Origin of the sequence: Halobacillus litoralis, from assembly GCF_020524025.1 — a bacterium.
Lineage (GTDB): Bacteria > Bacillota > Bacilli > Bacillales > Halobacillaceae > Halobacillus > Halobacillus litoralis_D.
Window position 1 is genome coordinate 387,739 of record NZ_JAIVKN010000003.1, and the last position, 16,388, is coordinate 404,126.

Genomic DNA, 16,388 nt, shown 5'->3' on the forward strand with positions numbered 1-16,388 from the left:
TCTTTTTGAGCGCAGTAGGATCTACATCTTTAAAATGAGCATAAAAAAAGAGCTTGTGTACGAACACAAGCTGCTCAAGAAAATTTTCTTTCTGCATATCTTTTTTCTCGATATTCCTTCGGGGAAACTCCCTCGAGATCTCGAAAAACTCTGGAAAATTGTTTAGAATTACTAAAACCTGACTGTTCACTTACCTCTAAGATTTTATGGTTTGACTGAGATAATAACTTTTTAGCCTTTGCAATCCGAACCTCTTTCAAATAATCAACAAAATTCTTCCCCGTATAATCTTTGAATGCATGACTGAAATAAGAGTAGTTCAAAGATATATGGTTTGAAACGACGGCCATATTCAAATCCTTATGAGCATTTTCATGGATGAACTCGATTGCTTTATCCATAATATTCTCTCCAGCATACACGCTTTTCATCTCTTTCAAATATTCGTGGAGCCGCATCGTTAATTTTTCAACCGCATAAAAATAGTCATGCACGCTCTCAAAATTGGACATATCTCCAACCTTGTCATAAAGTTTAAAAACTTCGATAGACTCCATACCTATTTGGTTAAAGGCCTGATCAAACAGAATTCGATTAATCGCACCATTCAGACCTTCCAAGCAGGAGATTTTATATTCTTTGATCTCCTCTATGTTGAAGAGATGTAACAAGGATGAACGGATTTCATTTTGCCGGTTTGTGCCTAACATATTATAAATCTTCTGGATCAATTGTTCGTCAATCATGGTCTCATCTTGTTTTTTAGCTTTTACTTGTTCATACGTGAGGATTTTTTGATGAGGAAAGATAAACTCATAAACTAAAGCTTCATTTGCCTGCTCATAGGCTTCGACCAACTTTCCCATCGAAACATGCTTATCGCTGATGCCAACACAGAAATGGCTGGCTGGATCTAATTGGTTTTCTTCAAAAATACCATACAATCCTTCTGGACGTTCGGTAAATACAACAAGGTTTTCATAACTGTCCACGAAACATAAGGATACAGCGTCGTACTGCTGAATCTGCTTCATGATGTGTTGAAAGAAATCGTCCTTCATTATAGTATTTTGTTTACTCTTGAATTGGAATATTCCAGCATAGAAGCCGGCGGAATACTGATGAAGCTGAAACTTCTGAACCGCTTCTTCCACTTTTTCTTCATTCATTTTCGGATTGAGTAACATATAATTCAATTGGTTGATTAAGTACTCATCCTCATTTTTCTGTACAGTTACTCTAGCATTGAGCTTATCTTCAGCTTTATTAATTAATGCATACAGTTCATTACGATCCACAGGTTTAAGCAGGTAATCCATCACTTGAAATTGAATGGCCTGCTTGGCATACGAAAAATCATCATAACCGCTCAGGATAATAACAAAAGGGATTACTTGGATGCCCTGCAGGTTTTCAATGAGTTGTATCCCGTCCATACGAGGCATTTTTATATCCGTGATGACGAGGTCAACAGGGTTTTTTCGACATATTTCCAAAGCTTCTATCCCATCTGAGGCAAGCATAATATCCGTATCTGTAAACTCTCTTTCAATCATGGCTTTTATTCCTAAGCGGATCATTCGTTCATCATCTACAACAATAATCTTCATCATGCTGATAAGTCTCCCCCTCCTTCGAGAACCAGGCAAGGTATGGTGACTACAACCTCTGTGTAATATCCTTCTTCACTATTTATAGTCAACCCATATTCTTTTCCATAATACAACTGGACACGTTCATGTACGTTGTAAAGACCGATGCCACTCCCTGTCCTCATCCGATTTGATGTCTCCGTCATATCTGTTCCTTCCTGTAAAGATTCCCTTAACTTTTGAAGGATTAAAGGATCCATGCCGGTCCCATTGTCTGATATGATTACTTTTATATCGTTTCCTTCTGTATAAGCCTGGACTGATATGATTCCTTTTTTCTCATGTAAGATTGGCTGCAGTCCATGCTTTACTGAATTCTCTACAATGGGCTGGAAAGACATCTTCAAAACATCCTGATCCTCCAAATGAGGCGGAATGTCTATCTGTAAATCTAAACGGTGATCCAGACGTATATTCATAAGGTCAATATAATTTCGTATATGGCCGACCTCTTCCTTTAAGGAGACAAAGTCTTTTTTCCATTTTAGATTGTAACGCATCATCTCTCCCAGTGATGTTAAAGCGTCAGATATATCATATTTCCCATCAATTTCAGCCATCATTTTTATATTCTCTAATGTGTTATAAAGGAAGTGTGAGTCAATCTGCATCTTTAAAGCATGCAGCTCTGCTTCTTTAGTAGCCGCTTCCTTATTGACCGATTCTGCAATCAACGTATTAATTTTACCTAACATATTGCGATAATGACTGGATAACCTGCCAATCTCATCGTTCCCCTGTATATCTACATCAACTGTAAAATCACCTTTCTCCACTTTTTTCATAGATTCAATTAATAAATGGAGTTTTTTTAGAATTAACGATACTAATCCATGGGTGATGAAGGAGAGAAGAACAATTAAAGTAATCGTTCCCAGGATAATAAACGCCCGCAGCTGGTCTCTTTCCTGAAATATTTCTTCTAATGAAACCACATGTAACAGGTCAATGCCCAGATCCTCTACATAGGATGATACGATCATAAACGGGACCTCTCCATTTGAGAACATCATCGTTTGATTCATCTCACCTGAATTTTTTTGATAAAACTTCTCCTTCAGTTCCTGCGGACTCATTCCGATATCCTTTAATAGGGAATGGGTTTGTTCGAAATGGATGGAGCTCTTCTCATCCAGGACAAAGGTTTGCGAGTTACTGTTTTCAACATCGTTAAAGACCTTTGGAAAGAAGTTTTCGAGAAGCATGGTAATTTCAATAGTGCCCAGGTGCTCATCTTTTGGGTATTCCAATTCTCGATATAGCGATATCTCCTGCGGATCTTGAGCAGCCGCATCCCCATCACTCGGGGCAACATTTTGTTGTTTCATTCTCCATATCTCTGTGCCGCCAGATTCCAAAATGTCCTGAAACCAATCAGAGTTCTCGATCCTCCGCTCATCATAAATGATCGGCCACATTTCTTTCACTTTGTGATTAGCCGCATAAACGTGTATATTTTCAATGGCAGGGTTATTGTATTTCAACTGTAAAACATCAGAAAGCGTACTTCTCTTAAAATTGAGAAGCTCTTTCACATCATGCTCTTCTTTCTGGCTGATAAATTCAGTTAACGATTGATTGGCCACCACAATTTGAGCTGTCCGACGGATCTTTTCCTTGTTCTCTTCAATATTCACTTTCTCTAGTTCCAGTATATATTCACTTTCTCTCCTGGCATCATGAATAGACGTTTCAAATCTATTTTTAGAAATATTCCAAGTGAATATAAGAACAGGTGCTAAGATAATGACAACATATAGAAACACCAACTTTTTTTGGAGAGACAGCTGACTAATCCATCCACCTGACTTTCTTAAGGTCTTTTTCCATTTAGCACCCATGCCTTCTCCCCCCTGCTTACAGTAAATGGATGAATTACCTAACGCTATTTGTTCAGCTTCAGCTGATTCTCTTTATAAACCTCTTGTCTATGCTGTTTCACTATGGAAAAACCAAGTTCCTCACGTTTCTCTAAAAAGGAGTGGAACATTTGATCAAATTCCTCTTCGGATTCAGTCAATAGTAACAGAGGGAGTATCCTTCCCCACTCCTCGTCAATCTTTCTTGCAGCAATTCCCGCTTCCGATGTTCCAACAGGGTCTATGCCTTCAAATTCACTAAAGTTGACCGTTTTTCCCTTCGTCCAATCCATCGTTTGTTTGAGTGGAGCAATAGGAGTCGGTGCCCATTCCAAGTATTTATTCGTGTCCATCAGCATCCAGTACGTATAAGAAGCCCCGTATTTTTGGTTGAATGCCCCACGGTCCGACTGCAGCTGATCGAGCACTTCAGGAACAAACTGTTTTTTCCCGTTGATGGTATCCCAAGTGACACCTTTTTTGCCAAAGAAAACATCCTTCTGCCCTTCATCGCTAATGAGATAGCTTAAGAAACGAATGGCTCGTTCAGGGTCCTTCACATCTTTTGAAATAAGCGTTACCGTCCATCCCGAAATCCCATCCGCAGGGAGTGTAGGGGGAGCAAGGTTAGAATCAGCGGGGCCATCAACCGCTATATAAACGGAATTTGGATCCTTTGCATAAAGCTCTTTCTGCTGCGCTTCCATATCACTCCGTTGATAAAGCATGGCAAAATATCTGCCCTCCGCAATTTTTTCTTCCATTTGGGCACGCTTATCTATAAAGATATCTTTGGATAACAACCCCGCCTCATTTGCCTGTCTGAATGTCTTTAACCATTTGATATACTCCGGGTCCGTTTTCCTGTCATAAATTTCTCCATCATCCTCCATAGGGACAGCTAAGAAATTTTGAAGGTGCTCTTCTAATGAATCATTGCCATCAGTATTGAATTCATGGAGTCCCAAAGGAATAAGAGGTTCTCCATTCACCTCTGGAAATTGTTCTTTCGCTTTCTCCAAGGCGCTCAAAAACCCTTCAGGGGTTCTCATATCCGGGCTTCCTAAAGCTTCATAGATGTCCTTCCGCACTAAGAACGTTTGATTCGATGGCTTCACATCTTTATACCTGTCAAAATCTTTCGGCGAAGATGAAGCATTGGGATATCCATATACATGACCGTCTTCCTGCTTGTACCATTCTAACTTCGAATCATCGGCCACTTTAAAAAAGTATGGATCGTATTCATCGGCAAGCTCATCTAAAGGAAGAACAAGGTCCCTTTCGACCATTTTTTCCAACCCATCTTCCCACCAGCCGATTGTAATAAAATCGGGGAGAGAACCTGAAGCAATCATAGTATTTATTTTTTCATTTTCATTGCCCTTTGGAGAGATGAAATTAATCTTCACCCCTGTTTTCTCGGTAATATAATCAGAAACGACATTGTCCCCCCACTGTGTAGTAAACCAGGAGAAGTTTACATACCAATCTAATGTGATAGGACTTGTATCAACCTGCCAGTCAGGCTTACCAGGGTCGACCACTTGATCCTCAGCTTGTTCCGCTCCCGAGAAACCGGTTTCATTTTTCTTTACGTCTTCACAGGCTGCTAAGAAAATTACCATGAATAGGAGTAAGATAAGATTATTAAATAAAGACCTTCGCCGCATGTTTATCCCTCACTTTAACTCTAGTATATCGAAAAATGTTGTACGATCGTAGGAAGAATTGTACAAAAAACTCTAAAAATCAAGTTATTTGCTCGTTTACCTTTATTTAATTTTGATTATATAAAAAAGCTGAACCCTTTCTGAATGAAAGGAGTTCAGCTTTTTAAAACAGTATGAAAAACGTGTGAAAATTATTACGCATGTCCCAGAGACTTGATGTTATCTTCTCTTTCTTCTGTTTTTATATACTTGATACGATGTTTTTAGTGAAGCATAAACGCCAACAGCAGCATTCCCATAAAAAAGTCCCATAAAAATACCTGCAGCCAGATTATTCCTGTGAGCAATAAATACAGAAATCACCAACCCTAGAAATCCAGCAAGACTTGGCACCCAGCCTTTAGGAAGATGAAAGATCAATTTAATGAATTCAGTAAGAAGTATGATGATAGGGACAGCTATGACTGCATCCCAGATGTTCGTATGAATAATTGGGAATTCTTCCAATATAATTCCTCCTCTTTGGACATCCTTTAAGAGTATAAGATGTATATTTATTATGAGTGAAATGAGGAGTATTTATGATTTATATTTATAACGACTATGCAGGGACTCATACAACCTCCATAGCTGCCGCCTACCACTTAGGTTATATCAAATATGGGCAGCAGCTCAGCAATGAAGAGGTGCTGGAAATTCCATATTTTAATGACCTTACAAAAAATGATGCTGGCAAATTAATCTTTCACGGACAGGATAATCGTGGAGATTATGTATATACCATAGGTAGGAAAAACTCCAAATATGTTGTCCCTTCCCTAAAAGAGCTGTGCCTGGTGCTGTTTCAACTATTTGAGATCCATGAAAGAGTCATATTCTCCAATACTTCTCCAACGGTCCCGTTCGTTATGTCGATTGGCGGAGGCCTATCGCGCGGGCTGGGAATAGACGCGCTCGGAGTCCCTCTGTTAATAAGAGGGGCTCACAAATGTCATCCTCTTATCGGTGAATTGGTAAGGAACACAAAAAAAGTCGCGCAGGATCCTTATGGTGAGAACGTTGTTATTCTTGAAAATAATGAATTTAAAATATAAAGCGTCACTTGTTCGGATACGTGTGATGCCGTTCATTGTAACCACACTATTAAATAGGAACCAAACCCCATCGCTTCCAAGCGCCATCTTACTTCTTCAAATTTTGGGCATAGAGAAGGTTGAAATGCTTTTCTACACCTGCCTCTCCCCCGCATGATTACCAGGTAAATCTATTACTTTACCATCATCCACCCTGCCCCCGCCGTTCCACCAGTTAAGTTCTTTCCAATCGATCCTTATGTTCATTCATAACAAGCTGAGAATCTCCGAATTCACATATTAAGTATTAAGCTAAAGAGCTTTCAATGATTAAACAATGGAAAAACCTTTTTATATGTGAGCTTCTCCTCTGGGATCTTTGTAAACATGCACGTATACATTTGACTGTTAGAATAAAACTACGCTCTCTTAGGAATAATCCTTTCAACCATAATTTTAATAGAAAAAGCATTTGACAATCCTTACTAAACTTTGCAATAATATCAACAATATACTGGTACCTTTAATTCAGTCCCGAGAGGCTGACAAGGACAACGCGTAGAAAAATACCTGCGGGAAACGTATGCACTTTTTTATAGGTGTCATACCTTTCTTGAGGAGTATCGTGGCTTCTTGTCGGACAAAACGGCAGGAAGCCTTTTTTTGTCCACGTTTTTCCACTCCCCGGTACCAGTGTCTAATACAGATACTGGAGGAATGAATTATGAAAACAACACAAGGTGACTTCGCATTAACTGCTGTGCCTCAGTCAGAACGACAAGGATTTTGGAAGATGCTGATGGTAATGATGGGGTTGACTTTCTTCTCTGCAAGCATGTGGTCAGGGGGTACGCTTGGTTCTGGATTAACATTTGTTCAATTTATTGCAGTGGTATTCGTCGGTAATTTAATTTTAGGAGCTTACACCGGCGCTCTTGCTTACGTTTCTTCTAAAACCGGCCTTTCCACACATTTACTCAGCCGCTATGCTTTCGGGGAAAAAGGATCTTATCTGGCTTCTTTCATGCTTGGCGGAACACAAGTGGGATGGTTCGGCGTCGGTGTGGTTATGTTCGCACTACCAGTCCATAAAGTGACAGGTTTGGATATGACCTGGCTGATCGCAGGCGCAGGCTTATTGATGACCGCTACCGCATTTTTTGGGATGAAGGCGTTAATGCTGCTCAGCTTCATTGCTGTGCCGATGATTACAATCTTAGGAAGCTTTTCTGTTTTTAAGGCTACCGAAAGTATGGGTGGATTGGATCAGCTTCTGCAGCACACTCCATCCGAGCAGATCGGACTTGCAGCTGCGCTTACAATCTGTATCGGATCCTTTATCAGCGCCGGTACATTAACACCGGATTTCACCCGTTTTTCCAAGACCAAAAAATCGGCCGTCGTCAGTACCGTGACTGCCTTCTTCATCGGAAACTCGCTTATGTTTATTTTCGGAGCCATTGGTGCAATGGCAACTGGAAAATCCGACATTTCAGAAGTGATGTTCACACAAGGCCTGATTATCCCAGCGATTTTGGTACTCGGACTAAACATCTGGACAACGAACGATAATGCGCTCTATGCATCAGGGCTCGGATTTTCAAGCATAACGAAAATCAGTAAAAACAAAGTAGTCCTATTCAATGGTATCCTCGGAACACTGACAGCGATGTGGCTGTATAACAATTTCGTCGGCTGGCTGACGATTCTCGGCTCCGCTCTTCCACCGATTGGGGCGATTATTTTAATCGATTACTATCTATATAGACGGAATCAATCCGCTGCTTACGGAGAACAACCGTTCCAACAAGTGAATTGGGCAGGCATCACCGCCTGGGCGGCAGGTGTGGCGGCAGCCCAATGGAGCCCGGGGATCGCTCCCGTGAATGCCTTAATTACATCTATTCTCGTCTATACCATCACCTTTAAGTTGACTGAACAATTCGTTGACAATAAGTTAAAAGAAGGAGAAATGGCATGATTATCAAACAAGCGAAACTACGGGGAAAGGAAGGTTTATGGTCTATCCGAATGGATCATGGAATCATCCAGGAAATCTCTCAAAATCAGATAAATCAGGACGATTCAACTATAATCGATGCACAGGGATCCTTAGTCATCCCACCTTTCGTAGAGCCGCACATTCATCTGGATACTACTCTGACGGCAGGGGACCCAGAATGGAATAAGAGCGGAACTCTGTTCGAAGGTATTCAGCGCTGGGCGGAAAGAAAAGATAAGCTCACCCATGATGACGTTAAAGAAAGAGCCAGACAGGCACTCGCCATGCAGATAGCAAATGGCATTCAGCATGTCCGCACCCATGTCGACGTTACGGATCCCGAACTAACGGCTTTGAAAGCTCTCATAGAGGTTAGAGAGGAAATGCACCAGGAAGTCTATCTTCAGCTCGTAGCCTTTCCCCAGGAAGGTATCCTCTCCTACCCGAACGGAAAGGAGCTGCTGGAAGAGGCCTTAAAACTTGGAGCCGACGGTGTTGGTGCCATTCCTCACTTTGAATTCACACGCGAGTACGGGGTGGAATCTTTGAGGATTGCTTTTGATCTCGCTGAGAAATATGACAAGTTCGTTGATGTACACTGTGATGAAATTGATGATGAACAATCGCGTTTTGTCGAAGTGGTCGCTACTGAAGCGTTAGAAAGAGGAATGGGCGGCAAGGTGACGGCAAGTCACACAACCGCTATGGGATCCTACAATGATGCCTATACCTCCAAGCTGTTCCGCCTCTTAAAGATGTCAGGCATTCACATTATTGCAAACCCGCTCGTCAACATTCACCTTCAAGGCCGGTTTGACAGCTATCCAAAGCGTAGAGGATTAACGCGTGTGAAGGAACTAAATGAAGCCGGTATCAACCTGGGATTCGGTCATGATGATATCTTCGATCCGTGGTATCCACTAGGAACCGGAAATATGCTCCAGGTGCTGCACATGGGACTTCATCTGTCTCACATGATGGGATACGATCAAATTAAACAGGGCATGGATTTTATCACCGAAAACAGTGCCCGCATTCTGAACTTGAAAGAAGGCTACGGAATTGAGGAGGGACGCCCCGCAAACCTCCTCATCCTGGATGCTGAAAATGAATACGAGGCACTCAGGAAGCAGTCTGCTGTCTGCTATTCCATCCGTAACGGAAAGGTTTTGGCGGAGACAAAACCGAGTGAAACGACCCTCCATATGAAGGAAATTTAACTGGATCACTAAAGACCGGCTTGGGATGCCGGTCTTTTTGTCTAAACGAATTCATCAAGCGGCATAAAGAATTTTAAATGATCATTTATAAAAAGCTTATGTAATATACCAAAAAAAAGGACCAGTTATTATTAAACTCTCCCTAGTCTGTCTGGTCACTCAATAGAGCGCTGCTAGACTGGTGAATACAGCACAGAGGATATAATAATATCAGTGCATGCCCCCCATCCGCTATAGCATTATCGCTCCGGGGGTCATGCACTTTCATTCTTATTAATAAACTAATAATAATTGGTGACTCTACGATTTCCATTTACCCTATCAATTATTCTGAAAAATAAAGGATGGGAAGGTCCCTTTACTTTCCGATAAAGGGTACCAGCTCCCCATTAAGCGTCACTACCCTCCTTTAGTAAACGTCTTAATACTTTTCCTGAGCTGGTAGCAGGTAGCTGACTTCGAAATTCAACAAAACGAGGGTATTTATAAGCGGCCATTTTCTCTTTTGACCATTTAATAATTGCTTCTTCTCTAACTTCACCTGCTTTAGATACTTCTGGAACAACAAAGGCTTTGACACTCTCTCCACGCACTTCATCTGGTACGCCGACTACAGCGACCTGGGCAATTGCAGGATGTTCCATCAACATTACTTCCACATCTTCAGGAAACACACTGTACCCCGAACTTTTAATCATTTCTTTAACTCTACCACTAAAGAATAAGTAGCCATCTTCACTAAAATAGCCAATATCACCTGTATGAACCCAGCCATCTCGTAATGTCTCTCTTGTTGCATCCGGACGATTCCAGTATCCTTTGAACACTCCCGGGCTTTTAATTACGATCTCACCAGTCTCGCCAACGGGCTGCTCTTCACCCGTTTCGATATGCAGGATGCGGATGTCAGTGTTAAATACCGGTATGCCACAGCTCCCAAACTTCACGTTGTCAGCCGGCATAAATGTATCGCATGTATGAGTCTCACTGAGTCCATATGAAGCTTCATACATCTCACATCCACCGGTTGCCTCCTTCCATTGCCGGGCAAGCTCTTCGGTCACAGGAATACCGAAGCTTGTAGCTAAATTCCGTCTCAGTGAACCCAGCTGTCTATTTTTAAAGCCTGGATACTGTAAAAGAGCAGCATTCATAGGGGCGACACTATACCATAAACTGACCTGATATTTTTCGATTGCTTTTAACACAGTCTCTGGATGAAATTTTGTCAGCAGCACACAGGGTGTGCCTGAATAGACGGGGATATTCACACCCATCACCATTCCGGCAATATGACATAAAGGCATCACGTCAAGCCAGACATCATCAGTTCCTGCACCATTCGCCTCGACGGCCGCCGCCGTTTTAAATAAAGCGTTCTCAAAAGTGAGCATAGCTCCTTTGGGCCGCCCGGTTGTTCCAGAGGTGAACACGAGCAAAGACACATCTTCACTCACGTCAAACGAAAGATTTAAAGCAGTTACTGGATACTCCTTTAAAATATCCTGTAAGTCATAAGTATCATGAAACACCTGCTTATCAAACAGACAATCTTCCGGAAATGCATAAGGCCTTTCACTTGGCAGATAATCCCCATAATTCGTCAGCACAACAACTTCAAGAGTCGGTGTATGCACTCGTATCGCTTCCACTCTGTCATACAATTCATCAGCACTGACAAGGATCTTCATATCGGCCTCATTGATTAAATATTCAAGCTCGGTTTCTTTGTACATTGGATTTAGCGGACAGACGATCGCGCCTGCTTTCTGAGCTCCATAATGCGCAATGATATACTGCGGACAATTTTGCATGAACAGTCCAATGCGATCGCCACGCTCTACTCCCTGTTCAATTAGGAAATTGGCAAATTGATTACTAGAATCATTTAGCTCCTGCCACGTAATCTCCCGACCATAGTAGATGTAGGCAATCTGTTCAGGTCTATTTTTTGCATGATTTTCTAAATAAAGATGAAGCGGCTGTTTTCCTAATCGGTACGTTAATTCTTTCGGCACATTCTCCGGCCAATTCTGCATCCAGACTTTCTCCATTACTCGCACCCTCCTTGGTTATTAAAAGCTTGTCGGCCAATCAGCTAATAATCGTTTACTTTTTGAACCTTTATTGACACAGGCATACTCAAGCATCTGACATAAGTACTTTCTTGTATCACGCGGGTCAATGACATCATCGATCATGAATTTCCCGGCTGCTTTGTATGGAGAGCTGTCAAAGCCCCATGTCTTCAATAATTCCTCACGCGCTTGTTTAGGTTCATCTGCTTCCATTAATTTACGGCCGTAGACTACATTCACTCCTACTTCCGGTCCAGTGAAGTTAATTTCAGCACTCGGCCAAGCCACAACAGAATCTGCCCCCATTGTTGGACCGCACATATTTCCGTACGCTGCACCAATGCTTTTGCGTATCACCACCGAAAGCTTTGGTACTGTTGTTCTAGCCAACGCTTGATTCCACTGCATGATTTTACTTGGCACCTTCTTTTTCTCAGCTGCACTGCTTACTCGAAAGCCGGGGATATCATGCAGGAAAACGAGCGGGATATGAAAGGAATCACATAAGCAGATAAAATCTGTGGCCTTATCACATTCTTCAGGACCACTTGAGCCGGCGAACATCATCGGCTGGTTGGCAATTATCCCGACCACTCGACCATTCAGATGAGCAAGAGCCGTAATTAAGGACCGTCCATATAATGGCTTCAACTCAAAAAAGTTTCCTTCGTCTACGATCATCCTGATCAGCTTCTTCATGTCATACGCTCTCGTCCTTCTTGCAGGAACAAAGTCAATCGCTTCATCTAATCGACGGTTCGGGTCATCCTCTGTCTCCTTCTTCGGTGGTTCCTGATCGGCATTAAGTGGCATATAGCGAAAAAATGTCTTCATAGCCTCAATCGCATCTTCTTCCGTGTCGGATACATGGTCGGTCTGCCCTGTAGTCTCGGCATGAACCTTCCATCCACCCAGCTCCTCTGGTGTAATTTTCTCGCCTGTTGCCATCTCAAGCATTCTTGGACCCGCTACCGCCATACAGCTTCCCTTTACTTGAGTGACAAAATCTGAGGATACAGCAAGCCAGGTTGGTCCCCCATAACTATCTCCTAATATGCTCGAAATCATCGGCACCTTACGACCAATTGTCAGGAGGTTCTGCGGAAATAACTTATCACTGATGCCATCTGCCCCCATTCCATCCGGCATCCGAAGTCCGCCGCCTTCACCAAGGTTAAAAATAGGCAGCCCGCGCTTTAGCGCATAGTCATGCAGCGCTTCTGATTTTTTAATATGAACGGATCCTTCCGTACCGGCAAATACCGTTTTATCAATTGCCTCAACGACAACAGGACGTCCATCTATTTTCCCAAGTCCACAGATTATTCCGTCACCGGCGCTTTTATGTTCAGCTCCTGGAAACTCCGAGTGACTCAGACCGCCGATTTCCAGAAAACTATCTTGATCCAGTAACTTCTCAATTCGCTCTCTTGCCGTATAAAAACCGGATTGATGGTGGCGGTCAATTTTTTCCTGCCCTCCCATCAACTTCGCTCGTTCCCTTCTTTTCTCCAGGTCTTCCAGCAGCTGATTCATTGTGACTTCCTCTTGCATCAAAATCCCTTCTTTCTGCAATTCAATTAAATACTCTACTCCACTTAAGTTGAGTGGAGTAAGCAAATTTTAAGTGCTTAGAGTCCTTGTACCAAATAGTTAAAACGTGACTCCCTCAAAGTGCTTCGGCTGCCGACAACTCCTAAAAATCTAGTAAGCTGATCACCTGAAACTTGAAGTAATAACTGGAATAACCTATTTCTCAAATAACATACCTACTATTTGCAGCACATCCTTAAAGAGCAGTGCAGCTTCCTTTTGCCTAATTCCAACATACGCTTCTCGCTTTTTGCGATGAAACGGTAACAACCTTACGCCCCCTCCTTTGAAAATTTCTAAAAAGAGAAACCGAATAAGACGTATGAGAAATAACATTCACCTCTCTACATACTAACCGGTCAGTATCTTTTATTCATAATATTATTACGAGCCTTAAGTACTACGTATTCTTATGAATGATTTGCTATGATTGAAGTGTGAGAATAATTGAAAACTTTATTGAGGTAGTTTGTTGAGGTTTATTCAACAATTCGACATAAGGGATTATTTTCCTTCTATATATTACTTTTTATCACCTTTATTATCATTCTTTCTCTGAGGGTTCATCTATTTTTTTATTCTTCATTCCCTATATTACTCTATTAAAAAAACGCTGAAACCTTCAGATAACAAAGGTTTCAGCGTTTTTTTAGTTAGCGTCCCAGGAGAGATTCGAACTCCCGACCCACAGCTTAGAAGGCTGTTGCTCTATCCTGCTGAGCTACTGGGACATGATAAAATTTTTTATTAAGATACCATACTTTCATTAGCTGTCGTCCCGATTTTAAAGAACGTAAATCGGTACGTTGTAGCATCGCTTCGAAGCATATTCGTTCATGCTCTATCCTGCTGAGCTACTGGGACATTTCATTAAGTTTTAAATATGTATGGAGCGGGTGAAGGGAATCGAACCCTCATCATCAGCTTGGAAGGCTGAGGTTTTACCACTAAACTACACCCGCATATGAATAAATTCATTAGCTTCGTTTTTTAGATTTCCATTCATGCCCCTTCCTCTTCCAGAAGATTCAGGAAGTGAATCCGTCGGGGCAACTCGCAGATGATTCGGTTGAAGCTCAGCTCGTGGCTGAGGTTTTACCACTAAACTACACCCGCATTTATAAATTTAATTTGCTGTTTTTTTGCTGTCTTTCGTTGCCGACAAAAATTATTATATTAGGGATCTCGTATTTTGTCAACAGGGTAACAGCAAAGAATTTATTTCTTTGCTGTTAATGCTGTTGTCAGTTGTAGATCGTCCATTGGTTCGCCATTCACATGATAAAACTGAAGGTGGACTTCGTCAAGAGTTTCCCATTCGAGAATCGCATACGTCGGTTCCTCGCGGTCTCTTGGCAGCCTTGCACTGCCGGGGTTGATGAACAGAGTATCCTTCACTTTTTCTGCACCTGCAATGTGGGAATGACCGAAACAGGCTACTTGAGCACCTACTTCTTCTGCTTTATAAGAAAGAGGCATCAAAGTGGATTTCACTTGAAATAAATGTCCATGAGTGGCGAGAATCGTAAGCTCTCCTACTCGAACCACTTGTTCATTTTCCATTTCAGATTCAAAATCACAGTTCCCCTTTGCATAGTGAAACCCTTCTAATTCTTTGGAACCGTAGGCAAGTTCAGAATCCCCACAATGAATTCTGGCATCTACGTCCAGGTGTCTTTCTTTAATTTCCAAAACTTCGTCTGTTAGTCCATGTGTGTCACTTAGGATTAATACTTTTGGCATATACTCACCGCCTTCAGGATTGAGTTTTCAGCCATTGTTCTATCTTCTTAATGGCATGATGACGATGGCTGATGGTGTTCTTCTCTTCAGAAGTATGTTCAGCCATGGTGCGGGTTGATCCTTCTGGTATAAATAAAGGATCATAGCCAAAGCCTTGAGTGCCTTTTGGTGCCTCTGCAATTTTCCCTTCGCAGGTTCCACGTTCAATAAACGTTTCCTTACCTGGCCTGGCAACGGCTACCGCACAGACGAACCTGGCAGTTCTTTCTGGACCATCTGTGCCCTCTAGTTCTTTTAGAAGCTTCTGCATATTCTTTTCGTCATCTTTCTCTATTCCTGCATATCGAGCGGAGTAAACACCCGGTTGTCCGTTAAGTGCATCGACTTCCAACCCTGAGTCATCAGCAACAACAGGCAGGCTCAGTTCTTTCATCATCGCTTCTGCTTTAATTGCCGCATTCTCCTCAAAGGTTTCCCCTGTTTCTTCGATATCGATCGAGCTGTCGAAGTCGAGCAGTGATTTTACTGAAATACCATAACTGGAGAACATTTCACGGAATTCTTTTACTTTTCCTTGATTTTTCGTAGCGACTAAAAGCTCTTTCATTACGATTTTGCCGCTCCTGCTTTTCCTTTAATAACGTCTGCCCATTCACCAATCGCTTCTTCCTGCATCTTGATCAGATCAGTAACGCCTTCTTCAGCCAGGGAAAGCATCGTTTGAAGCTGCTGCATAGAGAAGGTTGCTTCTTCCCCAGTGCCCTGCAATTCTACGAACTCACCATTACCAGTCATGATTACATTCATGTCTACTTCGGCTTTGCTGTCTTCTTCATAACACAAATCAAGGATTTCCTTTCCATCAGGCAGGACACCTACAGAAATCGCCGTAAGGAAATCTGTTATTGGCAATGCTTTAATGGATTTCTTTTTGACCAATTTCCCAAGAGCAATAACAACCGCTACAAATGCTCCTGTAATGGAAGCTGTGCGGGTTCCTCCATCGGCTTGAATGACATCACAATCCACCCAGATTGTACGTTCTCCGATTTTGTCCAGGTCTACAACAGCACGTAAAGAGCGCCCAATCAGACGTTGAATCTCCATTGTACGTCCGGAAACCTTTCCTTTGGATGATTCACGGATATTGCGCTGTTCGGTTGCTCTTGGCAGCATAGCATATTCTGCTGTAATCCAGCCTTTTCCTTGTCCACGTAAAAAAGGAGGTACACGGTCCTCTACACTCGCATTGCAGATAACTTTCGTATCCCCAAAGCTGATTAGTACGGATCCTTCTGGATGCTTGACGTAATCTGTTTCAATTGTCACATTTCTTAATTCATTTACTTCACGATGATCGGTTCTCATCGAAGATGACCTCCTTTTTCTACACCTTTATCCTTGCCCATCTTAACACAAAATACATATCCTCTGGTAGTTTTACCTGAATAGGAAGAGCGCCCCAAAAGTGATGAACTTTGGAAGCGCTCGTTTT

The 16,388-nt window shown here is 42.1% G+C and carries 12 protein-coding genes and 2 tRNA genes; 3 read left to right on the plus strand and 11 right to left on the minus strand.

Features of this window, described 5'->3' with window-relative positions:
* Positions 1-74: 74 nt before the first annotated feature.
* From LC036_RS13545 to LC036_RS13560, 4 genes are all read right to left on the minus strand, one after another.
* Complete coding sequence (locus LC036_RS13545; protein WP_226583499.1) at positions 75-1,613, minus strand: response regulator; 1,539 nt, start codon at positions 1,611-1,613, stop codon at positions 75-77.
* Positions 1,610-3,493 carry a histidine kinase gene (locus tag LC036_RS13550; protein ID WP_226583501.1) on the minus strand — a complete coding sequence of 628 codons (1,884 nt, stop codon included), beginning with the start codon at positions 3,491-3,493 and terminating at the stop codon, positions 1,610-1,612. The genes LC036_RS13545 and LC036_RS13550 overlap by 4 nt, the downstream gene beginning before the upstream one ends.
* A gap of 44 nt (positions 3,494-3,537) precedes the next feature.
* Positions 3,538-5,184 (minus strand): extracellular solute-binding protein, encoded by a 1,647-nt coding sequence (locus LC036_RS13555; protein ID WP_226583503.1) that lies wholly within the window; start codon positions 5,182-5,184, stop codon positions 3,538-3,540.
* Between the two features lie 219 nt (positions 5,185-5,403).
* Positions 5,404-5,691, minus strand: coding sequence for a hypothetical protein (locus LC036_RS13560; protein WP_226583506.1), 288 nt, complete (start codon positions 5,689-5,691; stop codon positions 5,404-5,406).
* A gap of 74 nt (positions 5,692-5,765) precedes the next feature.
* Here LC036_RS13560 and LC036_RS13565 point away from each other — a divergent pair, with 74 nt between their 5' ends.
* The 3 genes from LC036_RS13565 (at position 5,766) to codA (ending at position 9,479) form a co-directional block, all read left to right on the plus strand.
* The gene (locus LC036_RS13565; protein WP_226583509.1) at positions 5,766-6,278 is read left to right on the plus strand and encodes a DUF3189 family protein; all 513 of its coding nucleotides are present in this window, start codon (positions 5,766-5,768) and stop codon (positions 6,276-6,278) included.
* A 703-nt stretch (positions 6,279-6,981) separates the two neighbouring features.
* On the plus strand, positions 6,982-8,238 hold the full coding sequence (gene codB, locus LC036_RS13570; RefSeq protein ID WP_226583511.1) for a cytosine permease: 1,257 nt from the start codon (positions 6,982-6,984) through the stop codon (positions 8,236-8,238).
* Positions 8,235-9,479, plus strand: coding sequence for a cytosine deaminase (gene codA / locus LC036_RS13575; protein ID WP_226583512.1), 1,245 nt, complete (start codon positions 8,235-8,237; stop codon positions 9,477-9,479). The genes codB and codA overlap by 4 nt, the downstream gene beginning before the upstream one ends.
* Positions 9,480-9,868: 389 nt before the next feature.
* Here the strand turns inward: codA and LC036_RS13580 are convergent, their stop codons facing one another.
* The 7 genes from LC036_RS13580 to rph all read right to left on the minus strand — a co-directional run bounded on the left by LC036_RS13580 (position 9,869) and on the right by rph (position 16,261).
* Entirely contained in the window at positions 9,869-11,533 is a 1,665-nt protein-coding gene (locus LC036_RS13580) for a class I adenylate-forming enzyme family protein (RefSeq protein WP_226583514.1), read from the minus strand.
* A 21-nt stretch (positions 11,534-11,554) separates the two neighbouring features.
* On the minus strand, positions 11,555-13,111 hold the full coding sequence (locus tag LC036_RS13585; protein WP_226583516.1) for an acyl-CoA carboxylase subunit beta: 1,557 nt from the start codon (positions 13,109-13,111) through the stop codon (positions 11,555-11,557).
* A 696-nt stretch (positions 13,112-13,807) separates the two neighbouring features.
* Positions 13,808-13,881, minus strand: a tRNA-Arg gene (locus LC036_RS13590).
* A gap of 157 nt (positions 13,882-14,038) precedes the next feature.
* Positions 14,039-14,112: transfer RNA gene (locus LC036_RS13595), tRNA-Gly, on the minus strand.
* 256 nt (positions 14,113-14,368) lie between these two features.
* Positions 14,369-14,893, minus strand: a complete 525-nt coding sequence (locus LC036_RS13600; protein WP_226583517.1) for a metallophosphoesterase — start codon at positions 14,891-14,893, stop codon at positions 14,369-14,371.
* Positions 14,894-14,906: 13 nt separating this feature from the next.
* Complete coding sequence (locus LC036_RS13605; RefSeq protein ID WP_226583519.1) at positions 14,907-15,500, minus strand: XTP/dITP diphosphatase; 594 nt, start codon at positions 15,498-15,500, stop codon at positions 14,907-14,909.
* Entirely contained in the window at positions 15,500-16,261 is a 762-nt protein-coding gene (gene rph, locus LC036_RS13610; RefSeq protein WP_226583521.1) for a ribonuclease PH, read from the minus strand. The genes LC036_RS13605 and rph overlap by 1 nt, the downstream gene beginning before the upstream one ends.
* Positions 16,262-16,388: the final 127 nt, after the last annotated feature.